Below are 24621 nucleotides of genomic sequence, written 5' to 3' on the forward strand. Positions count from 1 at the left end.
TGAGTCTTTAATGAGCCTGAGAGAAAAAACCATCAGCGGCGCGAAATGGTCCGCCATCGCCACGGTGATTATTATTAGCCTGGGCCTGGTGCAGATGACGGTGCTGGCGCGCATTGTCGACAACCACGAGTTTGGCTTGCTGACTATTTCACTGGTGATTATCGCGCTGGCCGATACGCTGTCAGACTTTGGTATTGCCAACTCGATTATCCAGCGCAAAGAAATCAGCCATCTTGAGTTAACCACGCTCTACTGGCTGAACGTCGGCCTGGGGCTAGTGGTATTTGCGCTGGTGTTTTTGCTGAGCGATTTTATCGCCTCGGTACTGCACGCACCTAAGCTTGCACCGCTTATCAAAACCCTGTCGTTTGCTTTTATTGTCATTCCCCACGGCCAACAGTTCCGTGCGCTCATGCAAAAGGAGCTCGAGTTTTCAAAAATCGGCTCAATTGAAACTGTTTCGGTGATGGCGGGCTTTACTGTCACCGTGGGCGCGGCGATGTATTACCCGTTCGCCATGACCGCGATCGTCGGTTACCTGGTGAACACCGTGGTGCGCACCTCTCTGTTTGGCTTCTTTGGCCGTAAGATTTACCGCCCGGGCCTGCATTTTTCACTGAAGTCCGTCGGCTCGAACCTCAAGTTTGGCGCGTGGCTGACTGCGGACAGCATTATCAATTACGTGAATACCAACCTTTCAACGCTGGTGCTAGCGCGCATCCTTGGCGCGAGTATCGCTGGTGGCTATAACCTCGCTTATAACGTGGCGGTGGTGCCACCGATGAAACTCAACCCAATTATCACCCGCGTGCTGTTCCCGGCATTCGCCAAGATTCAGGACGATACCGACAAGTTACGCCTCAATTTCTACAAGTTGCTGTCGATTGTCGGGATTATCAACTTCCCGGCGCTGCTCGGCCTGCTGGTGGTATCGAACAACTTTGTGCCGCTGGTGTTTGGTGAAAAGTGGCAGTTTATTACGCCAATTCTGCAACTGCTGTGCGTGGTGGGGCTGCTGCGTTCTATCGGTAACCCGATTGGGTCATTACTGATGGCAAAAGCGCGAGTGGATATCAGCTTTAAATTCAACGTCTTCAAAACCTGCCTGTTTATCCCGGCGATTATTGTCGGCGGGCACCTTGCTGGCGCAATGGGCGTGACGCTCGGCTTCCTGTTCGTGCAGGTGGTGAACACCGTTCTTAGCTATTTCATCATGATTAAACCGGTGCTGGGGTCCAGTTACCGCCAGTACATTCAGAGCATCTGGCTACCGTTTTACCTTTCGATTCCAACCATTGTGGTGAGTAGTGCGCTGGGAATTGCCCTGAAAGGCCATCTCGCGCTCGGTTTGCTGGTGGGCGCACAAATCGCGGCTGGCGCATTGGCCTTTATCGTCATGCTGGTGCTCTCACGGAATGCGCTGGTGGTTGAGATGAAGCGACAGTTCTGCCGTAACGACCGTTTAAAAACACTGCTTCGCGCAAGCTAAAACCCCTTAATAAGAGGTCTGATTTATATGAAATTATTGATTCTTGGCAACCACACTTGCGGCAACCGTGGTGACAGCGCCATTCTGCGCGGACTGATCGATGCGATTACCACCATTGATGACACCGTGCAGGTTGATGTGATGAGCCGTTATCCGGTGAGTTCTGCATGGCTGCTGGGCCGCCCGGTAATGGGTGACGGCTTGTATAAGCAGATGAAACAGCACAACAATGCGGTTGGGCTGATGGGCCGGGTAAAAAAAGTGCTGCGCCGCAAGTATCAACACCAGGTTTTGCTGGCGAAAGCCACGGACAACGGGCGCCTGCGCAATATATCCATCCCGCAGGGCTTTATTGATTTTGTGAAATCGCTGCAAAAATATGACGCGATTATTCAGGTCGGCGGCTCTTTCTTTGTCGATTTATATGGCGTTTCTCAGTTTGAGCATGCGCTGTGTAGCTTTATGGCCAAAAAGCCGGTGTACATGATTGGCCACAGCGTTGGGCCGTTCCAGGACCCGCAGTTTAATCACCTGGCGAGTTATGTTTTCGGTAATGCCGAGTCGCTGATTTTGCGTGAGTCCGTCAGTCTCGACTTGATGAAGCAAAGCAATATTGATAGCAGCAAAGTGGAGCAGGGCGTCGACACCGCCTGGCTTGTCGATCATCACAATGACAGCTTTGTGCCGAGCTACGCGGTGCAGCATTGGCTGGAAACCATCAAGCGCAAGAAGACCGTCGCTATTACGCTGCGTGAACTGGCACCGTTCGACAAACGCCTTGGCACCACGCAGCAGGCCTATGAACAAGCATTCGCCTCGGTGGTGAATCGTGTCATTGGCCAGGGTTACCAGGTGCTGGCGTTGTCGACCTGTACGGGTATCGACAGCTACAACAAAGATGACCGCATGGTGGCGCTCAACCTGAAGCAGTATGTGAATGACTCGGATCAATACCATGTGGTGATGGATGAGCTTAACGATCTGGAGATGGGCAAGATTCTCGGCGAATGCGAACTGACGGTTGGCACGCGCCTGCATTCCGCCATCATCTCCATGAACTTCGGTACGCCTGCGATTGCTATCAATTACGAACACAAATCTGCGGGCATCATGAAGCAGCTTGGCATGCCGGAAATGGCGATTGAAATTCGCCAGTTGTTGAATGGCTCACTACAAAGCGTGGTGGCGGATGTGCTGGGGCAATTACCCGCAATTAACGAACGTCTGGCTCATGCGGTGCGCGCGGAACGTGAAGATGGTTTGCGTATGGTGGAATCTGTATTGACGCGTGTTAAGGGGGAAAAATGAAAGTTGGCTTCTTCCTACTCAAATTCCCAGTGGCATCCGAAACCTTTGTGCTCAACCAGATAACGGCATTTATCGATATGGGTTATGAGGTGGAAATTGTCGCCATCCAGAAAGGGGATTTGACCAATACCCACTCGGCATTCAAAGAGTACGATCTGGCTGCGAAAACCACCTGGCTGATGGACGAGCCTTCGGGGAAGGTAGCAAAACTGCAATCCCGAGCCTTGAACACTCTGCGTGGTGCCCTTCGCCCGCAGACCTGGCGCGCGCTAAATTCCAAACGCTATGGCGAGGAGGCGCGCAACCTGATCCTTTCCTCTATTTGTGGCCGTAACCCGCAAACCGTACAGGCTGATGTATTTATCGCCCACTTCGGCCCGGCAGGTGTCACGGCAGCAAAGCTGCGTGAATTAGGCCTGCTTAAAGGGAAAATTGCCACGGTGTTCCACGGCATTGATATTTCAGGGCGCGAGGCGCTTGCGCACTACACACCGGAATATCAAAAACTCTTTACCCGTGGCGATTTGATGCTGCCGATAAGCAATTTATGGGCGGGGCGTTTGCAAAAAATGGGTTGCCCGGCCAACAAGATTACCGTTTCGCGTATGGGCGTGGATATGGAGCGGTTCTCGCAGCGTAGCGTGAAAGCTCCGGCCAAAACGTTGGAGATTATTTCGGTAGCACGATTGACCGAGAAGAAAGGTTTGCATGTCGCAATTGAAGCCTGCCTGCTGCTCAAAGAACGCGGCGTGAAGTTCCGTTACAACATTCTCGGTATTGGCCCGTGGGAAACGCGCCTGCGTACGCTTATTGAACAAAATCAGCTAGATGACGTGGTATTTATGCCGGGGTTTAAGCCGAACCATGAAGTGAAAGCGATGCTCGATGAAGCCGATGTGTTCTTGCTGCCGTCGATAACCGGTGAAGATGGCGATATGGAAGGTATTCCGGTGGCGCTAATGGAGGCGATGGCGGTGGGTATTCCGGTTATCTCCACCGTACATAGCGGTATTCCTGAACTCATTGACGCGGGTCGCACCGGTTGGCTGGTGCCTGAAAAAGATGCAATGGCGCTTGCAGACACGTTGCAGGCCTTCGGCAGAATCGAAGCCAATGATCTTAAACCAATGCTCAGCTTGGCCCGTGCGAAAGTCGAAACTGAATTTAACCAGCAAGTTATCTACCGAGAATTAGCCCGTCAGCTACAAACGCTGTAAACCCACCGAGTGAAACCTCACGAGGATGTATGCGCAAAAGATTTGAATCGACTCACCCTTCGTTTTCCTCCTCCCGCCGCAAATTGCTTAAAGCCAGTTCAGTACTGGCTGCGGTGCCATTCATCTTACCTCGTAGCGTGTTTGCCACAGGCCTTAAAAGTGAGGCCAACGTGCAAAAGTTCTATAGCGGCGACTGGATTGCCGCTTTCAAACAGGCTTTCTCAGCGGCTGATATCGTATCCGTTCCAGCCGATTTGGTTTGCGACAACATCAATACCGCCATTTTTATGCCGGAAGGCAAAACCTTGCATGTCGCTGGTGGTTTAAAGGGCAATGGCAAAGGGCGTTTTGTACTGCAGGATGGCTGCCAGGTATTGGGGGAGAAGGGCGGGCGGTTTAACAATATCACCCTCGATGTGCGTGGCTCTGACTGCACTATCAAAGGCATTGATATGAGCGGTTTTGTGCCTGTCACGCAGATCTACATTGGCGGAAAAGAGCAGCGCACCATGCGTAACCTGGTGATCGACCAGATTACGGTGCACGATGCGAACTACGCGATATTGCGCCAGGGGTTCCATAATCGTATGGAGAACGTGAAGATCACCAACGGGCATTTTAGCCACTTGCAAGGTGATGCTATAGAATGGAATGTTGCTATCAACGACCACAACCTGCTTATCTCAGACCATGTGATTGAAAACATTGATTGCACCAATGGGAAGATCAACTGGGGCATTGGGATTGGGCTTGCGGGCAGTACTTACGACAACGACTACCCGGAAGACCAGGCGGTGAAGAATTTTGTGGTGGCGAATATTACTGGCAGCAATTGTAGGCAGTTAATACATGTTGAAAATGGTAAACACTTTGTTATTCGTAATATTAAGGCCCGCAACATTAATCATACTTTCAGCCAGAAAGCGGGAATTGATAACGCTACAATAGCAATTTATGGCTGTGATAATTTCGTGATTGATAATATCGACATGAAAGAGAGTGCGGGTTTTCTTATTGGTTATGGTGCGATCAAGGGTAAGTATTTATCTATTCCGCAAAATTTTAAACTAAACAATATATCGCTTGATAATACTCATATGCAGTACAAAAGCCGTGGAATACAGGTTTCATCAGGTAACGCGACGTCGTTCGTTGCCATCACCAATGTGGCGCTAAAGCGCGCAACGCTTGAGTTGCATAACAAACCGCAACACTTGTTTCTGCGCAACGTTGACGTCATGCAGTACGCTGAAACTGGACCGGCGTTGAAGCTTAACTTCGACCTGCGCAAAGACGTGCGTGGCCGCTTTATGGCTAAGGGGGATACGCTCCTTTCGCTGGCCAATGTACGAGCCGTGAATGAAAAAGGGCAGAGTTCGGTGGATATCGACCGGGTTGACCATCAGCATGTGAGCACGAGCGGGTTGAATTTTGTACTACCAGTGACGCGCAATTAACTTATCACGCATTTTTGCAACACATAGATTGATTTTAGGTTAGGTACTAAGGCAGTTAATGACCTATAAGAATTGGCAGTATTTTTATGCTGGCTATCAAGCTTCAAAAGTTTATAATTCTGCCACAAAATCAGATGCAATGAATGATAGCTATCTGAATATCACTATAGAAAATCAGAAGATTTTGCTCCGAAATTTCTTTTGATTAAAACTCAAACACTGGGCATAGCATGAAAGAGAAGGTTATTTTTGTTGGTGCATCTGGCTTTGTTGGAACACGGCTTATTGAGACTGCAAATTCTGAATTTGATATCAAAAATTTAGATAAGCAAGATAGCCACTTTTACCCGGATATAACTGTGAATGGGGATGTGCGCGAACAAAGCTCACTGGATAACCATTTTTCAGGGCAGCAGACAGTTGTGTTACTCGCGGCTGAGCATCGAGATGATGTTAGCCCGACCTCGCTTTACTATGATGTGAATGTCCAGGGCACCCGAAACGTGCTTGCCGCGATGGACAAAAATGGTGTGAAAAATATTATCTTCACCAGCTCCGTTGCGGTTTATGGGCTTAACAAAAAAAATCCCGACGAAAAACATCCAATTGACCCCTTTAACCACTACGGCAAAAGTAAATGGCAAGCGGAAGAAGTGTTGCGTGCCTGGCATAGTGAAGCGCCAGAAGAACGTTCTCTCACCATCATTCGCCCTACGGTAATTTTCGGTGAGCGAAATCGCGGTAATGTCTACAATCTCCTGAAACAGATTGCCAGTGGCAAATTTGCAATGGTTGGTGCAGGTAACAACTACAAGTCTATGGCTTATGTTGGCAATATTGTCGAGTTCATCAAATACAAACTGCACAATGTTGAAAAGGGATACCAGGTTTACAACTACGTCGATAAACCTGACCTCAATATGAATCAGCTGGTTTCCGAGGTTGAAAAAAGTCTCAGCAAAAAAATCCCGTCCGTGCATCTGCCTTATGCTGTAGGGATGCTTGGCGGTTTCTGTTTTGACATTCTGAGCAAGGTAACAGGCAAGAAGTACTCAATTAGCTCTGTCCGAGTGAAGAAGTTCTGTGCAACAACACAGTTTGATGCGAGTAAGGTTCATGCATGTGGTTTTGTTGCACCATATACCTTATCGCAAGGTCTTGATCGTACATTGCAGTATGAGTTTGTGTCCGCCAAAAAGGACAACATCACGTTTGTATCTGAATGATTGAAGGACGGGTTAGGGGATTCAGCGGGAGTAATCTGATTCAGCACTATCCCGACTATGTGTATGCTAAAGACACATGCATTTTTTCCAGGCGAGAAGTAGTCGGTTGAATAACCATCTGGCAATGGCAATGGCAATGATGCAAATTTTAGATGGATATGCGTTTGCCAAAGACTATAATCCCTCAACCATTCTATAGGTGGGCTGAATATGATTAATTTGAAAGCAGTTATTCCGGTAGCAGGCTTGGGCATGCATATGTTGCCTGCAACAAAAGCTATTCCAAAAGAGATGTTACCGATCGTCGATAAGCCGATGATTCAATATATTGTCGATGAAATCGTCGCTGCCGGCATCAAAGAAATCGTGCTGGTAACGCATTCTTCCAAGAATGCAGTTGAAAACCACTTCGACACCTCTTATGAACTAGAAGCTCTGCTTGAGCAGCGTGTTAAACGTCAGTTGCTTGCTGAGGTTCAGTCAATTTGTCCTCCTGGCGTGACGATTATGAACGTTCGCCAGGCTCAACCGTTGGGTCTGGGTCATTCCATTTTGTGCGCCCGGCCGATTGTTGGCGATAATCCATTTATTGTCGTGTTACCTGACGTTATCCTTGATGGAGCCAGTGCTGATCCATTACGCTATAATTTAGCTGCTATTGTTGAACGTTTCAGAGAGACGGGCCGCAGCCAGGTTTTGGCAAAGCGTATGCCTAATGTTGATTTGTCTGAATACTCAGTGATCACGACAGAAGAGCCATTGCAAAATGATGGGCAAATTGGCCGTATTGTTGATTTTGTTGAAAAACCGGATCAACCGCAGACTCTCGATTCTGACATAGCTGCTGTTGGCCGTTATGTTCTTTCCGCAGATATCTGGTCTGAACTTGAGAAAACCGAGCCGGGTGCCTGGGGCCGTATCCAGTTAACCGATGCCATCGCAGCGCTTAATAAAAAGCAAACGGTAGAAGCTGCATTGATGACCGGCGAAAGCTACGACTGTGGCAAGAAAATAGGTTATATGCAGGCGTTTGTGCAGTATGGCCTGCGTAACCATAAAGAAGGTCAGAAGTTTAGGGACAGCATTCAGAAGTTGCTAGCTCGCTGATAACTAAACAATCAATGAGATTAAGTATCAGATGATGAGAACAAGTATGGCGGTACTGTTGTATTTATGCGACATTTGTTGTGTAAGCTGTTTTTTTATGAAAAATCCGGTTAGTGAATCGTAGGGCTGAAAAAGTGTCATATTCTAACGAGCATTTAAAAGGCTTTAGCTCTATGAACATTAAATAAACTGACAAGATTCATTAGAATATGTCGTAGGTTTAGTTATGTACCAGCTCAACAATTAGTCATTTAAAAGTATCAGTTCACTGGTAGCTGTTGAGCCAAGGGCGGTAGCATTCTCAATTTAAAATTAGAGAGTGAATGTAATAAGGAGCTTGGTTGTTTAAAAACATAATATCATTATTTGCTCTTCAAGGAGCAAATTATATCATTCCATTGATAACACTTCCTTTTCTAGTGAAAACATTGGGGCCAGAATCATATGGATATTTAGGCATATCATTGGCAATAATTCAATATGTATGTTTAATAACGGATTATGGTTTTAATTTAACTGCTACAAATGAAGTGACAAAACTTGTCGGTTGTAAAATTAAATTGACTAGGTTGTTTTGGTCAGTACTATTTTGCAAACTCATTCTTTTTCTTCTCTGTTTCTTATGCATATTTGTGCTTCTGTACACAAACAATTCAGTATCTCAAGCATGGAATATCATTCTTTATGCGACTGGAATTGCATTAGGAAACATCATATTTCCTACTTGGTTGTTTCAAGGGAAGGAGAAAATGGGTGTCGTTGCCATCACAAATATAATATCAAGAATAATAACGTTACCATTTGTTTTTGTTTATATTTCAGGGCCCAGAGATACATATTTTGTGGCTGGTTTGATGTCAATTTCATCAATGATTAGCGCTATTATAGGTTTATATCTAATATATAAATGGGAGTGGGTTGGAGTAACTAAAATAAAGTTTAGTGATATAAAAAATCAGTTTATTGATGGTTGGCACGTCTTTATTTCTACTGCATCAGTGAGTTTATACACAACATGTATACCCCTGATATTAGGAATGCTATGTGGCCCTGCTGCTGTAGGCTACTATGTTGCTGCTGATAAAATAAAACAGGCAGTTCAAGGTCTAATTACCCCCATATCACAGGTTGTATATCCAAGAATATCTTATTTATTAGCAGAAGATAAAAATAATGGGATTAAATTTATAAGGAAATTGCTTTTAATACAAACGTGCGCCATGTTTATTATTTCACTGGTTATATTCCTATGTTCTAGTGACATAGTAATGCTCATTTATAATGAGGGATATGGTCAGACTATAATGGTTTTAAAAATTCTCTCGCCGTGCATATTTCTAATAGGGATTAGTAATGTGCTTGGGATACAAACCATGCTAACAATGGGAATGAAAAAAGAATTCAGCCTGATTTTATTATTGTGTGGTATATTAAATATAGTGTTGATATTCCCATTGAGCTATAAACTTCAAGAAAATGGCGCTGCACTTTCAATTCTTATTACAGAAATAGTTGTTGTTAGCATTATGTCCATTGCAATACTGATACGTAAAAAACTAGTTTTATCATAAAGTGGGAATTATATGGCTTCTAAAAGTTATGATTATTTAATAGTAGGTTCTGGGTTGTTTGGCAGTATTTGTGCAAGAGAATTAACAGATTATGGGTTGAAAGTAAAGGTAATTGAAAAGAGAGAACATGTCGGCGGGAATATATATACCGAAAAAGTTGATGGAATAGATGTTCATAAATATGGTGCACATATTTTTCACACTAACGATAAAGAGATTTGGAATTACATAAATCAGTTTTCCGAATTTAATTCATTTGTAAATTCCCCCTTGGCATTTAGCAATGGAAAAATATTTAATTTACCCTTTAATATGAATACTTTTTACCAGTTATGGGGCGTTAGAACTCCTACTGAGGCAATGGCTCGGATTGAGGAACAAAGAGGAGAATATGCAGAACGTGAACCATCAAATCTTGAGGAACAGGCGCTGGCATTGGTGGGCAATGATATTTACCATACGCTAATAAAAAATTACACTGAAAAACAATGGGGACGAAGTGCTAATGAACTACCAGCCTTTATTATTAAAAGACTGCCATTAAGATTTACATTTGATAACAATTATTTTAATGATCAATTTCAAGGAATCCCTGTTGAAGGATATACGGAAATAATTAATAAAATGTTAGCAGGAATTGAAGTTGAAACAAATTGTGATTTTTTTAAAAATAAAAAAAAGTATGAATCAATAGCTAATAACATTATATATACTGGTCCAATAGATCAATACTTCGATTATATTTATGGTGCATTAGATTATAGATCATTAAAGTTTGAAACATCAAAACTCGATGAGTCGAACCATCAAGGGAACGCAGTAATTAACTACGTGGATAAATCAGTACCTTATACAAGAATTATAGAACATAAGCACTTTAACAATAAGGTTGCATCAGAGACAACTATTGTAACTAAAGAGTATCCTTGCGAATATAATAATAACAATGAGCCATATTATCCTATTAACAATGAAGATAATATGAGGAAATATAAAAAATATCGAGATTTGGCATCCAAAAATAAAACTGTTATTTTTGGTGGTAGATTAGCCGAATATAAATATTATGACATGCATCAGGTTATAAAATCAGCATTATATACCGTAAGCAAAATTAAAGAAAACAAGCTTGGAAATGAAGATAATGAACAGTAAAATATTATTTGTTACAGATAAAATTCGGCCCGGTGGTGGGCCGTCTGGGTATCTTTATAATTTGAAGAATGGGTTTAAAAGAATACCTACTATTAATAACGAAGTGGATTTTTTAAGTTTTAATGATTCAAATGAAAGGCATTCTAGTGAAGCCAATAATAGCAAAACAAATATAATAAAAGAAATTATAAAAAAAATAACCTTTGATTTGCCTTCTGTAATTAATCATTATCTTTTTTTAAAAAAAAACATAGATCTAAAGACAATTAACAAAGCAATGGAATATGATCATGTAATTATACATGGACAAAATTGTTTTTTCCTTGCTAAAGCTCTGAAAAAACAAGGCGTCAATTATTCCGTAATGTTACATGGACCAACCCCTTTGTGTGATGAAGGGCTGATGAATCTAAAAGAAAAACAAAAAAAGAATAGCCTTTTTTATCATTGGCTGAAATTCATAGATCGATATTTATTAACTAATAGCCAATTCATATTTTCGCCATCAATAAATGCGATGGATGGATATGTTGATATTTTTAGAAAGCAGCTATTACCTGAAAAAATGAAGTACATATTTTCAGGTGTTTCTCAACCTTGTTGGTCAAAAGAAAAGGCTGAAGTCAGGAGGGAATTAAATGTTTCTGATAAAGATTGTTTTATTCTTTATGCTGGAAGATATGTAGACCATAAGGGTTTTGATATCTATTTAGAATGCGCTGATTTACTTAAATATAAGGAACATTTTAAATTTTTCTGTGCTGGGGATGGTTATTTAAAAGAAAGTATAAATAAACGAGTTTGTGATCTAGGGTGGCGTAAGGATGTGCATGATCTCATTAATGCATGCGATATTTTAGTTATTCCAAACAAGCAAACATATTTTGATCTCCTTCCAATTGAGGCTGCAGCCCTAGGGACATTAATTATTACTACAAATGTGGGTGGTAATAAGCAACTTAGTGAACTACTCCCCGACGTATATATTTCAGAACCATCCGCAAGTTGTATAGCTGAGAAAATTAAGACTATTGCAGAAAGTACAGAGGAGGGGGGTTTTTATTCGGCAGGCAACATGGAAGTGTATAATAATAAACTGACTGACTACCATATGGCGGAGAGGTGGTCTAATATAATAAAGGAATTAAAATGAGTCAAAAAATATTGTTTGTTATTACAAATCTAAATATGGGAGGGGCTGAGAAAGTCACAGTAAATATTATTAAGTCTCTTGCTCAGTTAGACTATAAAATCTCTATTTTTCTGTTAAAAAATGAAGGTGTTTTAATTTCTGATTTACCGAAGAATGTCGAAATATATTATGGAGGAGAAGGGGCGTTAAAACTCAATTTTTGGAATATAATTATAAAATTGATTAAAATCATTAAACAGCATGATGTTGTTATTGGTGCATTAGAGTTGTTACCAACTTATTTATCTTTTATATGTTCAAGAATTTGTGGAAAAAAAATAATTGGTTGGGTTCATACAGATCTTCAACTTTACTTAGAAAATAAAAAATGGTATGAAAAATATTTAGCCAAATTATTTTATACAAAAATAAAAAACATTATTTTTGTATCTGAAGGATCAAAAAAATCTCTTCAGAACATTTGCTCTGATAGGGTATATAACAATTGGGATGTCATACCTAATGCTATTGATAGCGAGTATTATTTAAATGTAGTAGAGAGAAAAGATAAACCTCGATATAATTTAATTTGGTACGGTAGGTATGAAAAAGTTAAAAGAATCGATTTTCTCTTAGATGTAGTTAAAATACTGGTCGAAAAAGAACCACGATACAGACTTTTATTAATCGGCTATGGGAGCTGTGAAGAGCAAATCAAAATGAAAATATCATCATTAGATTTGAGTGAAAACATTACTATGCTCAGCAGGCAAACTACATTAGTTCCATTTTTAGATTCCTCAGATATTTTTGTTTTAACCTCTGAATATGAAGGTTTTGGAAATGTAATTGTTGAAGCTATGGCAAGAGGATTACCGATTGTGTCTTCGGATTGCCCACATGGTCCAAAAGAAATTCTTGATAACGGAAAATATGGTGTTCTCATTGAAAAAGATGATATGAATGCATTTGCATCAGCGATAATGAATATATGTTCTGTTAATCATATTTATTTTGATTTGTCTAAAAAAAGCATAACTCGGGCAGAAAAATACCATCCTAATAACATTTGCTTACATTGGGTTGAATATTTAATAAAGGTAAATGAATTGTGAAAATTTCGTTGGTTGTTGCAACAATTAATAGAAGAAATGAACTAAAACGATTATTCGAATCACTAGTTTCACAAACATATGAAAATTTTGAAGTGATTATTGTAGATCAAAATCCAGTAGGGTATTTAGAATCTGTAATAAAATTGTATGATAACAAATTAAATCTAAAAACTATTACATCTGAACCGGGTTTATCACGAGCTAGAAACTTAGGAATAAAGTTTTCTTCAGGCGACTTGATATGTTTTCCTGATGATGATTGTTGGTATTCAGATAGGACCTTGGAAAGTGTTATTGACTGTTTCCAAAATAGTTCGCTTGGTTTTATTACTGGCCGATTGTTAGATGAAAATAATATGGACTGTTTAAAATCATGGCCAAGAAAAAAGGTGAAAATAAACAAATATAATGTTTGGAAATGCGCAATATCCGTAACCCTTTTTATCAAGGCCGATATTATTAAAGGTCAAATTAACTTTGATGAGACGTTAGGAGTCGGTGCTAAAACTTTATGGGGTTCGGGGGAAGAAACTGATTTTACTCTGCGATTGATTGAAAAATCATCGGGTGAATATCATCCTGGAATTACTGTACATCATCCTCAAAATAAAGTTGAATTATATGAAGCTAATTTAGATTTTTTATACAAAAAAGAATATTCCTACGGATGTGGGATGGGAAGGGTTGTATTTTTGAATAATTACAATATTGTATTTATATTGAAAGTTATAATTCGCCCATTAATTGGTTCCTTGATTTATAAATTGCTTAATAAAAAAATAAAAAGCAAAATGTATTATTATAACTTTTTGGGAAGAGTTCATGGGTTAACATATAGATGAAAATTTTATATTTTTTAATGATAGTTATGTTACCATTTTCTGCCATGATAAAAATCATGATGGGATGGCAAGGCATTTATATAGAGCCTTCGTTAATTCTAGGTTTCGTGTTATTTGTCTTAATGCGAGTGCCATTGCAAAAAAAAGAGTTTTTTATTTTTTCATTGTATATTACTGTTACAACGATAGGTTTTTTAAATTTAAGTAATTATTATTCGTTATCATTATATGATATTTATAATCACTCTTTGAGATTCTTGTTATTAGTATTCATGATGTCAGTTATTGTATATTTTAATAAAAATCATGACTACAAACTATTAACAGCCAAAGCTTTGCTGTTCTCATGTTGGTTTCAGATATTATTCTCCGTTTATACTTATTTGGCTTGGAAGGGGATGATATGGTTTCCTAATCCTAGCTTTTTCGATCATAATAGCTTTGATGATAGGTTCTCACTTCCTGTATTTGGTATGATTCTACCTAGATTTTTTGGAACAACACAGGAACCTGCTCCATTTGGTCTTTTTGGATTGTGCGTTTTAATGTTTTTCCTACTAAATAAAAAATCACTCCCATATAAACAGGGGGTATGTCTTTCATTAGGAATAATATTAGTGTCATTATCAGACCAAATATTTCTTGCATTGATTCCAATCGGGATTTGGAGTTTTATTAAAACCAAAAATATTCTTGCCAAGATCATTATCGCTCCTGCGGCTATAATCTTAACGTTCATTTATGCATACAATAATATTGTATCAAAAATTGGAATGATAAGTTCAGGTGTTGCATCATTTGGTGAAAGTGCCGGCGAACGACTTTTTTACTTGAAATACATAATTGAATCAATGTTATCTCATATACCAATACTCTTATTAGGATATGGTGGTGGGCTATTAGGATATCAATTGAATTATGAATTTGGTCTACCAGTTACGACATCGCCTATGTCGATAGTTGCAGATATTCTTGCAAGTGGAGGCATACTTTTCTTTATATTGTTCAGTTTTTATTATATTTCCTATTTAAGAATTCATTTTCTTTTTGCATTGAGTTTAATAATTGCTAACTCTTTACAACACGATTGGAAAAGTACTTCCTTCTTTTTTGCATTAGCAGTTATTAGGATTTATTTTTTATCTAAAAATCATATTGTTAATCCTATATATTTATATGGTTCCAAAGGTATTGAATTAAATAATCATAGTGCTATAAATAATAAAAAGAATGGTTAAAACATGTATCTAAATATCTTCTAAACTATGTTTAAGAGGGTGTGTATTTTGTTCGTTTTATTAAATCTTCTGATAGTTAGTTTATAACTAAAAGGTGAAATAGTGTGTATTAAAAAGAAATTACTTATCGATTGTCGCATGCTTCATAACTCCGGTATTGGCGTCTATACAGAACAAATTATACAGCAGATTATAAAATACCCATTTTTGACAGTTAAGTTATTAATTAATGAAGACCAAGAAAAAAATGTTCTCGAGAGTTATCCGGGAATAGAGTTAGTTATGACAAAGTATAATAGATATGATTTTAGGAACTTATATTTTAATAATTACAAACTAAAGGATTTTGATTTTTATTTTGTACCTTTTCTTTCTGTAATGCCATTGTATGTTCCACGAGTTAAAATCATATCAACAATTCATGACCTTTGCCCTATTCATCTTAGAAAAATCTTTGGATGGAAGAACGGATGCATATATTGGATTTTAATGTTGATTCAATTGCTTTCTTCAAAAAAGATTATAGCAATTTCAAATTTCACTAAGGACCAACTATCTTATTATTATATGGGGCTGTTTGACTCCAAAATAGCAGTGATTTATAACGGCGTAACAGAAAGATTATGTACTATAAATGAAGACTCTCCAATGAAAGAACTTCACTTGGAAAGTGAAAGATTTGGTATTGTTGTAGGGAATGTAAAACCACATAAGAATGTGATTCAACTCATCGAGTATTGCTGCCAAAACTCTCATCTATTTAATTTCAAACTTATCGTAATTGGCCAATTAGACGGTTTTAGAACTAAAGTTAATAATGAAAAAATAAGCTCAGGCAATATTATATTTACTGGTAAGGTTTCTGATGAACAACTTGTTAATTTCTATCAGAATGCTAGTTTTTTTGTATACCCATCATTATATGAAGGTTTTGGGTTACCTTTACTTGAGGCTATGTATTATAATTTAAAAATCTTTGCTTCTGATATCGAGATTTTCAAAGAAATTGCCGGTCCAAAAATTTCCTACTTTAATCCTCATTCTTTTGATGGATTAATTGATAGTATAAATTATTATTTGGACTCTGACTGCCCCAAAAATTATTCTTATTCTGATGTTTTATCTAAATATACTTGGTTTAATACCGGTAAAGAAACGGTTGAGTATATTGTCAATTAAATTATAAAATAATGGTATTTAAATGAAAAATGTATTAATCGTTAATAAATTCTTCTATCCTGACCTTGGTGGTGTAGAGACAGTCGTTCGCCAACATGTAAATTTTCTAAAAGGGCATTCTAATATTGTTGTCTTATGTGTTAACAAAAAAATAAAAATAAGTACTAGTTTCGAAAATATTGACGGTGTAAAAATCGTTAGGTGTTCTTCATTTGGTACCTATTTCTCCATGCCTGTTTCATTTTCTTTTTTTTATTATTATATGTACTTTGCTTTTAAAAGTGATGTATTAATTCATCACGCACCCTTCCCGCTTGCTGATATTGCCAACGTTTTTTTGCCAAAAAGATTAATTAAAAAAATGGTTATCTTCTGGCATAGTGATATTTTTAAACAAAAAAAACTAAAAAAAATATTAAATTTGTTTGTTAGGTTATGCGGTGAAAAGTCTGATATTATAATCACCACCTCAAAAGAATTATTGCTAAACTCTAAAGAGCTATTGCCATTTAAATATAAAACTGAGGTTGTTCCCTTGTCAGTTGATGCGGCTCTTATTAAGAGCTATGTTTCAAATGATAGCCTTGAGAAAAAATGGGATTTCATTTTTTTAGGACGCCTTTGTTATTATAAAGGTGTTGATGTTCTACTTGAGGCTGTAACTATTTTGAATAATCAAGGTGTTAACCCAAAAATACTAATTGTGGGCGATGGGGAATTGTCAGATTATATAGGTGAATTTATCATAGAAAATAACACCACCAATGTTACATTTATAAATAAACATGTGTCCGAAAATGAGAAGTATAATCTCATTGCATCATCAAATTGTTTCTTATTTCCGTCTGTAGCCCCTTCTGAAGCATTTGGTATCACTCAATTAGAAGCTCTTACATTGTCTGTTCCTGTTATTAATACAAACTTGAGGTCTGGAGTACCGACTGTTAGCCTCCATGGCAAAACAGGTTTAACTGTTGAAGCAGGAAATGCAACAGCATTAGCTTTGGCAATGAAACAATTATATCTAGATTGTGAGCTTAGAGAATTATACTCAAAAAATGCACCATTGCGCATTTCTCATTATTATGATGATAGTGTTGTTGCGAAATTAGTGAAACAAGTAATTTTATGAATCATTCTATGTAAATATGGTGATATATGATTTATCCAGTTATCATGGCTGGCGGTACGGGAAGCCGGTTGTGGCCCTTATCTAGGGCGCTCTACCCAAAACAGTTCCTCTGTCTTCCTGGGGACGCAACGATGTTGCAAGCTACTATCAACCGTTTAAACGACGTCGAGTGCGAAAGCCCGGTGGTGATTTGCAACGAAGAACATCGCTTTATTGTCGCCGAGCAACTGCGTGAGTTGAATAAACTTACCAAAAATATCATTTTGGAGCCTGCCGGGCGCAACACGGCGCCAGCTATCGCACTGGCGGCACTGGCGGCAATTCGCAACCAGCCGCAAACCGATCCGCTGATGCTGATCCTTGCAGCCGACCATGTTATCCAGGACGAAGAGGCATTCCGAAACGCGGTGCGTAATGCGCTGCCGTATGCCGAAGCCGGGAAACTGGTCACTTTTGGCATCGTTCCTGACCTGCCAGAAACTGGCTACGGCTACATTCGCCGAGGCGAAGTGGTAAACCCGAATACCCCGGATGTGGATGCTGTGGCGTTTGGTGTGGCGCAGTTTGTCGAAAAACCGGATATCGCTACCGCGCAGGCATACGTCGCCTGCGGTGAGTATTACTGGAACAGCGGCATGTTCCTGTTCCGCGCCGGGCGCTACCTCGAAGAGCTGAAAAAATTCCGCCCGGATATTCTCAGCGCCTGCGAAAAGGCGATGGCGAACGTCGACCCGGATCTCGATTTTGTGCGTGTGGATGAAGCCGCATTCCTCGCCTGCCCGGATGAGTCTATTGACTACGCAGTAATGGAAAAAACCGCCGATGCCGTGGTGGTGCCAATGGATGCCGGCTGGAGCGATGTGGGTTCATGGTCTTCTCTTTGGGAAATCAGCACCAAAAACCAGCAGGGCAATGTGCATCACGGCGATGTGATAAGCCACTCTACCGAGAACAGTTATATCTATGCCGAATCTGGCCTGGTCACCACCGTTGGCGTGAAAGATCTGATTGTTGTGCAGACCAAAGATGCTGTGCTGATTGCCGACCGAAATCATGTGCAGGACGTGAAAAAAATAGTAGAGCAGCTCAAATTCGATGGCCGCCACGAACACCACAACCACCGCGAAGTTTACCGCCCGTGGGGCAAATACGACTCCATCGACGAAGGCGAACGCTACCAGGTGAAACGTATCACCGTAAAACCGGGCGAGGGGTTGTCTTTGCAGATGCACCATCACCGCGCCGAACACTGGATTGTGGTGGCGGGCACCGCAAAAGTGACGCTGGGTGAAGAGGTGAAACTGCTGGGCGAAAACGAGTCCATCTACATTCCGCTGGGCGTCACCCACTGCCTGGAAAACCCCGGAATGATCCCGCTAGACCTGATTGAAGTGCGTTCCGGCACTTACCTTGAAGAAGACGACATTGTGCGTTTTCAGGACCGTTACGGGCGCATTTAGGATGAAGATGAACACATTTACCTGTTTTAAAGCTTACGACATTCGCGGCAAGCTGGGCGAAGAGTTGAACGAAGAGATTGCTGAACGTATTGGCCGCGCGTATGGCGAGTACCTGAGACCCAAAACCATTGTACTGGGCGGCGATGTTCGCCTGACCAGTGAAGCGTTGAAGTTATCGCTGGCAAAAGGGTTGCAGGATGCGGGTGTGGATGTACTGGATATCGGGCTGTCCGGCACCGAAGAGATCTACTTTGCCACTTGGCATCTGAACGTGGACGGCGGTATTGAAGTGACCGCCAGCCATAATCCGATGGACTACAACGGCATGAAACTGGTGCGCGAAGGGGCTCGTCCGATTAGCGGTGACACCGGTCTGCGTGATGTTCAGCGCCTGGCAGAAGCCAATGATTTCCCGCCTGTCGACGCGGCGAAACGCGGCAGCTACCAGAAGATTTCAGTGGTGGAGTCGTACATCGACCACCTGTTCTCGTATATCAACGTCGCCAACATCAAACCGCTGAAACTGGTGATTAACTCCGGTAACGGGGCGGCGGGCCCGATTGTTGATGCCATTGAAGCACGCTTCAAGCGACTGAACGTGCCGCTGACCTTTATCAAAGTACACAACCAGCCTGACGGCAATTTCCCGAACGGTATCCCGAACCCACTGCTGCCGGAGTGCCGCGACGATACCCGCAATGCGGTGATTGAACACGGCGCGGATATGGGGATCGCCTTTGACGGTGATTTCGACCGCTGCTTCCTGTTTGATGAACACGGGCAGTTTATCGAGGGCTATTACATCGTTGGCCTGCTGGCGGCGGCGTTCCTTGAAAAACAACCTGGCGCAAAAATTATCCATGATCCGCGTCTGTCATGGAACACGGTAGATATCGTGGAGCGGGCAGGCGGCACACCGGTGATGTCGAAAACCGGCCATGCGTTTATCAAAGAGCGTATGCGCGAGGAAGACGCGATTTACGGCGGCGAAATGAGCGCTCACCACTATTTCCGTGATTTTGCCTACTGCGACAGCGGGATGATCCCGTGGCTGCTGGTGACGGAGCTGTTGTGCCTGAAGGGTAAAACCCTGGGCGAACTGGTGCACGACCGAATGGCGGCATGGCCAGCGAGTGGGGAAATCAACAGCAAACTGGCTGACCCGAAAGTCGCGATTGCGCGTGTGCAACAGCACTTTGCACCACACGCGACGGATGTGGACCACACCGACGGCGTGAGCATGGCGTTTGCCGACTGGCGCTTTAACCTGCGCAGTTCAAATACCGAACCGGTGGTGCGCCTGAATGTCGAGTCTCGAAATAACACCCAACTGATGGAACAAAAAACAGAAGAAATCCTGAAACTATTGCGACAGTGAGCTTTGACTATTTTGAATGATAGTTCATCAGTAGTTAAGCATGGTTGAACAAACCCTACCCACACCCTACAAACCTGAGTTAACATCAAAACAACATTAGTACGGCGTTGTAGTCGTAGTAACCTTCCCAAAGACAGGAGTTTGTAATGTCCAAACAGCAGATCGGCGTCGTCGGCATGGCCGTCATGGGGCGCAACCTGGCGCTGAACATCGAAAGCCGTGGCTATTCCGTTTCCGTGTTCAACCGTTCAGGCGATAAAACTGAAGAAGTAATCGCTGAGAACCCGGGCAAGAAGCTGGTTCCTTATTACACAGTGCAAGAGTTTGTTGAATCTCTGGAAACTCCTCGTCGTATTTTATTAATGGTTAAGGCAGGCGAAGCCACGGACAAAACCATTGATTCCTTGAAGCCTTATCTTGATAAGGGTGACATTCTTATCGATGGTGGCAACACCTTCTATCACGATACTATCCGTCGTAATCGTGAACTGTCTGCGGAAGGGTTTAACTTCATAGGTACTGGTGTTTCTGGTGGCGAAGAAGGGGCTCTGAAAGGCCCATCTATCATGCCTGGTGGTCAGAAAGAAGCTTACGAACTGGTTGCACCAATTCTTAAGCAGATTGCTGCAGTAGCAGAAGACGGCGAACCTTGTGTTGCTTATATCGGTGCTGATGGTGCTGGTCATTATGTGAAAATGGTTCACAACGGTATTGAATATGGTGATATGCAGCTTATTGCTGAAGCCTATTCACTGCTTAAAAATGGCCTGAATCTGTCCAATGAAGAGTTGGCAACAACCTTTACCGACTGGAACAAAGGCGAACTAAGCAGCTACCTGATTGACATCACTAAAGACATCTTCACTAAAAAAGATGAAGAAGGTAACTATCTGGTTGATGTGATTCTTGATGAAGCTGCGAACAAAGGTACAGGCAAGTGGACAAGCCAAAGCTCGCTGGATCTCGGTGAACCACTGTCACTTATCACTGAATCTGTATTCGCGCGTTATATCTCTTCATTGAAAGAGCAACGTGTCGCAGCATCTAAGGTACTGAGTGGCCCACAGACTAAGCCATTTGCTGGTGATAAAGCAGAGTTCTCCGAGAAAGTGCGTCGTGCATTGTATCTAGGCAAGATCGTTTCTTACGCTCAGGGCTTCTCACAACTGCGTGCTGCATCTGAAGAGAATAATTGGGATCTCAACTACGGAGAGATTGCTAAGATTTTCCGTGCGGGTTGTATTATTCGCGCGCAATTCTTGCAGAAAATCACTGATGCATATGCTGAAAACCCAGCGATTGCAAACTTGCTGTTGGCGCCATACTTCAAGCAAATTGCTGACGAATATCAGCAAGCACTGCGTGATGTAGTTTCTTACGCGGTCCAGAATGGTATTCCGACGCCGACTTTCTCTGCCGCTATCTCTTACTACGATAGCTATCGTTCAGCGGTTCTGCCTGCCAACCTGATTCAGGCGCAGCGCGACTACTTTGGTGCGCACACTTATAAGCGTACTGACAAAGAAGGCGTGTATCATACCGAGTGGATGGAAAAGTAAATAACTGTCAGTAAGTTATAATCTAATTTAAACCAGGGGGAGAATGCTTTCCACTGGTTTTTTTCTGTCTGGATACATAGGCTAAGCGCATCCTAATTTCTACAATTAACCTCCATTAAAAATGGGGGATAACCCCAATGATTGATACTATGGGGCAATTTGGCACAGGATGACATCGATACAAAATCGATAAGCTCATTTCGCAATTTAAACTTGGAGAAACCATGGCAATTCTTGTAACTGGTGGTGCTGGCTATATTGGCTCACATACCGTACTGGCATTACTAGAGAGAGGTGATGAAGTCGTCGTTATCGACAATCTCTCTAACGCTTCTAAAGCGTCTTTAGAAAGGATTACAGAATTAACAGGGAAAGCTCCAACATTATATGTGGCCGATATTTTAGATAAGAATAGTCTAAAAGAGATTTTCTCAAACCATGCGATATCGGATGTTATCCACTTTGCCGGTTTAAAATCCGTCGGTGAATCGGTTAGAAAACCACTGGAATATTATGAGAATAACGTCGTTGGAACGCTTGTTTTACTTAACGAAATGTTGCTCGCAGGCATAGATAATCTGATCTTTAGTTCATCCGCGACGGTGTATGGTAATCCTGAGAAAGTGCCACTCAGTGAAGAGTGTCACACTGGTGGCACCACTAACCCATACGGGACGTCGAAATTAATGGTTGAGCAGATTTTGCGCGATTTTTCGCAAGCCCAGCCTAACTTTCGCATTACCTGTCTACGTTATTTCAACCCTGTCGGCGCGCATCCTTCAGGTCGTATAGGGGAAGATCCCAACGGCATTCCCAATAATCTAGTACCTTATATTTCTCAGGTAGCAATTGGAAAGCTCGAATGCCTGTCGGTTTACGGCAATGATTATCCAACACCAGATGGAACCGGTGTTCGTGACTATATTCATGTATTGGATTTGGCAAGCGGACATCTGGCGGCATTAGATCATAAAACTGAAGGTTCATCATTCAAAGCCATTAACCTAGGCACGGGCGTCGGCTATTCCGTTATTGATCTAATTAAGGCGTTTGAAAAAGCAGCACAAACGACAATTAACTATCAAATAGTTGAGAGAAGGCCAGGTGATGTTGCGGAATGCTGGTCAAATTCATCCTTAGCCAAACATGCTCTGGGATGGGAAGCGACTCGTTCTCTTGATGAGATGATGCGTGATACATGGAACTGGCAGAAAAATAACCCGAACGGTTTCGATTCTTAATCTCGTTTCTAACCTCAAGTTATTTCAAGATGCAGGTCAGTGCCAATTGAATAAATCCTGATAGGCATGCAAAAATGAGCGATTCGGATGAGCAGCTAAATCTTTGCAACTTGGAGGGTAACGTAGGTTGAAACCGGTACATCGGTACCTGAATTGTGCCTGACAGCAGTAATATGTGCTCGCCGAGCGACTTCATGCTCGACCAACCATTGGATGATCGTTCTGTTTGTCCACTGAATATCATTGATGACTTTAACAGCGAAGCACTGGCCATTGAGGTAGGCTTTTCTCTGGATGCCAGTCGGGTGGTAAGAACACTCGAACAAATCCTTGAGAGGGAAGGAAAATCGGTTGCAATAAGGTGTGATAACGGGGGCGGAATATACAAATAAGACATTAACGTCATGTGCTCATCAGTAGGATATAACGTTTTAGATTATTCAGCTCAGTAAACCTCAGCGAAATTCCTATATTGAGCGATATAATCGTACAGTGCGTTATGACTGATTGGGCTAGCACCTGTTTAGTATGCTTGATGAATTACAGCAAAATATACAACAGAGTGACAGTGGTTTTATAATCATGAAAGGCGCAATATGGCGATGAAAGATTATACACTAATGCAATATATCCAGCGTATGGCCTGATTCTACTTATCATCTCCGTTAAAATTGGAGGGATTACCGTAGTCGTAGCGGTTGTTCAACAGGATTCACACTCTTTGAGGCTTTATGAAAATCATTGTAACTGGCGGGGCTGGGTTTATCGGTTCTGCAGTAGTTCGTCACATTATTAACGCAACCAGTGATGAAGTTTTAGTCATTGATAAATTGACCTACGCCGGAAATATGGAGTCTCTTACCTCCGTATCCTGTAATGAGCGTTATTCATTTCGCCAGATTGATATTTGTGACCGGGTCGCTGTAGATAGTGCTTTTCATGAGTTTCAACCAGATGCGGTGATGCATTTGGCCGCAGAAAGCCATGTAGACCGTTCCATTGATGGCCCTGCTGCATTTATTGAAACGAATATTGTTGGAACCTATATTTTACTTGAGGCTGCTCGACATTACTGGAATCAACAGACAACTTTATCTAAAGATACCTTCCGTTTTCATCATATTTCTACTGATGAGGTTTTTGGTGACCTGGATGATACGGATTCACTATTTACTGAAACAACACCTTATGCCCCAAGCAGTCCATACTCGGCTTCTAAAGCATCCAGCGACCATTTAGTTCGCGCCTGGTTGCGGACCTACGGCCTACCCACAATTGTGACGAATTGTTCCAATAACTATGGCCCGTACCATTTCCCGGAGAAGTTGATTCCACTTGTTATTCTCAACGCATTAGAGGGTAAACCTCTGCCAGTGTATGGCAATGGTTGCCAGATACGAGATTGGCTTTATGTGGAGGATCATGCGAGGGCGCTTTACAAGGTAGTCACGGAAGGTAAACCAGGCGAGACCTATAATATTGGCGGGCATAATGAGCGTAAAAACATTGATGTTGTGAAGACTATTTGCCGCTTGCTTGATGAAATAGTCGTGACTAAACCGGAAAATATAGAGCGATTTGAAGAGTTAATTACTTATGTCGCAGACCGCCCAGGCCATGATCTGAGATATGCTATTGATGCTTCTAAAATTGAAAGGGAACTTGGTTGGAAACCTAGTGAAACCTTTGAAAGCGGTATCAAAAAAACCGTCGAATGGTATCTTGCTAATGAGTCATGGTGGCAACGTGTTAAAAATGGTTCATATTCAATGGAACGTTTAGGCTTAAAAAGTTAATTAAGAATATAAGGATTTC

General features: G+C 41.6%; 19 protein-coding genes and 1 pseudogene. All 20 read left to right on the forward strand.

The genetic code is table 11. The annotated features are described in order from the left end of the window. The first annotated feature begins 10 nt into the window (after nt 1–10). The 20 genes and pseudogenes from EDF88_RS14605 to rfbB all read left to right on the forward strand — a co-directional run bounded on the left by EDF88_RS14605 (nt 11) and on the right by rfbB (nt 24602). Nucleotides 11–1489: an MOP flippase family protein gene (locus tag EDF88_RS14605; protein ID WP_134185410.1), complete on the forward strand. Its 1479-nt coding sequence runs from the start codon at nt 11–13 to the stop codon at nt 1487–1489. A gap of 27 nt (nt 1490–1516) precedes the next feature. Beyond that, entirely contained in the window at nt 1517–2797 is a 1281-nt protein-coding gene (gene wcaK, locus EDF88_RS14610) for a colanic acid biosynthesis pyruvyl transferase WcaK (RefSeq protein WP_134185412.1), read from the forward strand. Further along, nucleotides 2794–4014, forward strand: coding sequence for a colanic acid biosynthesis glycosyltransferase WcaL (wcaL, locus tag EDF88_RS14615; protein WP_134185415.1), 1221 nt, complete (start codon nt 2794–2796; stop codon nt 4012–4014). Before wcaK ends, wcaL begins: the two co-directional genes overlap by 4 nt. A 29-nt stretch (nt 4015–4043) precedes the next feature. Continuing rightward, complete coding sequence (gene wcaM / locus EDF88_RS14620) at nt 4044–5471, forward strand: colanic acid biosynthesis protein WcaM (protein WP_134185417.1); 1428 nt, start codon at nt 4044–4046, stop codon at nt 5469–5471. Nucleotides 5472–5701: 230 nt separating this feature from the next. Beyond that, nucleotides 5702–6697 carry an NAD-dependent epimerase/dehydratase family protein gene (locus EDF88_RS14625; RefSeq protein ID WP_134185419.1) on the forward strand — a complete coding sequence of 332 codons (996 nt, stop codon included), beginning with the start codon at nt 5702–5704 and terminating at the stop codon, nt 6695–6697. Nucleotides 6698–6907: 210 nt separating this feature from the next. Further along, a complete protein-coding gene (gene galF / locus EDF88_RS14630) occupies nt 6908–7804 on the forward strand; it encodes a UTP--glucose-1-phosphate uridylyltransferase GalF (protein WP_134185421.1) in 897 nt (298 codons plus the stop codon). 341 nt (nt 7805–8145) lie between these two features. After that, the gene (locus EDF88_RS14635) at nt 8146–9375 is read left to right on the forward strand and encodes a flippase (RefSeq protein WP_134185423.1); all 1230 of its coding nucleotides are present in this window, start codon (nt 8146–8148) and stop codon (nt 9373–9375) included. 12 nt (nt 9376–9387) lie between these two features. Next, nucleotides 9388–10530, forward strand: coding sequence for a UDP-galactopyranose mutase (gene glf / locus EDF88_RS14640; RefSeq protein WP_134185425.1), 1143 nt, complete (start codon nt 9388–9390; stop codon nt 10528–10530). Next, a complete protein-coding gene (locus tag EDF88_RS14645; protein WP_166671979.1) occupies nt 10520–11683 on the forward strand; it encodes a glycosyltransferase family 4 protein in 1164 nt (387 codons plus the stop codon). Before glf ends, EDF88_RS14645 begins: the two co-directional genes overlap by 11 nt. After that, nucleotides 11680–12777 (forward strand): glycosyltransferase, encoded by a 1098-nt coding sequence (locus EDF88_RS14650; protein ID WP_134185429.1) that lies wholly within the window; start codon nt 11680–11682, stop codon nt 12775–12777. Before EDF88_RS14645 ends, EDF88_RS14650 begins: the two co-directional genes overlap by 4 nt. Beyond that, nucleotides 12774–13619 (forward strand): glycosyltransferase family 2 protein, encoded by an 846-nt coding sequence (locus tag EDF88_RS14655; RefSeq protein ID WP_166671980.1) that lies wholly within the window; start codon nt 12774–12776, stop codon nt 13617–13619. Before EDF88_RS14650 ends, EDF88_RS14655 begins: the two co-directional genes overlap by 4 nt. Next, on the forward strand, nt 13616–14857 hold the full coding sequence (locus EDF88_RS14660; RefSeq protein WP_134185433.1) for a hypothetical protein: 1242 nt from the start codon (nt 13616–13618) through the stop codon (nt 14855–14857). Before EDF88_RS14655 ends, EDF88_RS14660 begins: the two co-directional genes overlap by 4 nt. 102 nt (nt 14858–14959) lie before the next feature. Then, nucleotides 14960–16036 (forward strand): glycosyltransferase family 1 protein, encoded by a 1077-nt coding sequence (locus EDF88_RS14665; protein ID WP_134185435.1) that lies wholly within the window; start codon nt 14960–14962, stop codon nt 16034–16036. Nucleotides 16037–16058: 22 nt separating this feature from the next. Then, a complete protein-coding gene (locus EDF88_RS14670; protein WP_134185437.1) occupies nt 16059–17168 on the forward strand; it encodes a glycosyltransferase in 1110 nt (369 codons plus the stop codon). A gap of 26 nt (nt 17169–17194) precedes the next feature. Next, entirely contained in the window at nt 17195–18628 is a 1434-nt protein-coding gene (cpsB, locus tag EDF88_RS14675) for a mannose-1-phosphate guanyltransferase (RefSeq protein WP_134185439.1), read from the forward strand. Nucleotides 18629–18635: 7 nt separating this feature from the next. Beyond that, nucleotides 18636–20006, forward strand: coding sequence for a phosphomannomutase CpsG (gene cpsG, locus EDF88_RS14680; RefSeq protein ID WP_134185441.1), 1371 nt, complete (start codon nt 18636–18638; stop codon nt 20004–20006). Between the two features lie 146 nt (nt 20007–20152). Next, a complete protein-coding gene (gndA, locus tag EDF88_RS14685; protein WP_134185443.1) occupies nt 20153–21565 on the forward strand; it encodes an NADP-dependent phosphogluconate dehydrogenase in 1413 nt (470 codons plus the stop codon). Between the two features lie 224 nt (nt 21566–21789). Then, the gene (galE, locus tag EDF88_RS14690) at nt 21790–22806 is read left to right on the forward strand and encodes a UDP-glucose 4-epimerase GalE (protein WP_134185445.1); all 1017 of its coding nucleotides are present in this window, start codon (nt 21790–21792) and stop codon (nt 22804–22806) included. A gap of 188 nt (nt 22807–22994) precedes the next feature. Next, a pseudogene (locus tag EDF88_RS24955) lies at nt 22995–23453 on the forward strand (integrase core domain-containing protein); the annotation flags it as partial. Nucleotides 23454–23537: 84 nt separating this feature from the next. Then, the gene (gene rfbB, locus EDF88_RS14695; RefSeq protein ID WP_134185447.1) at nt 23538–24602 is read left to right on the forward strand and encodes a dTDP-glucose 4,6-dehydratase; all 1065 of its coding nucleotides are present in this window, start codon (nt 23538–23540) and stop codon (nt 24600–24602) included. Nucleotides 24603–24621 lie beyond the last annotated feature (19 nt).

Origin of the sequence: Buttiauxella sp. BIGb0552, assembly GCF_004366275.1 — a bacterium.
GTDB classification, from domain to species: domain Bacteria; phylum Pseudomonadota; class Gammaproteobacteria; order Enterobacterales; family Enterobacteriaceae; genus Buttiauxella; species Buttiauxella gaviniae.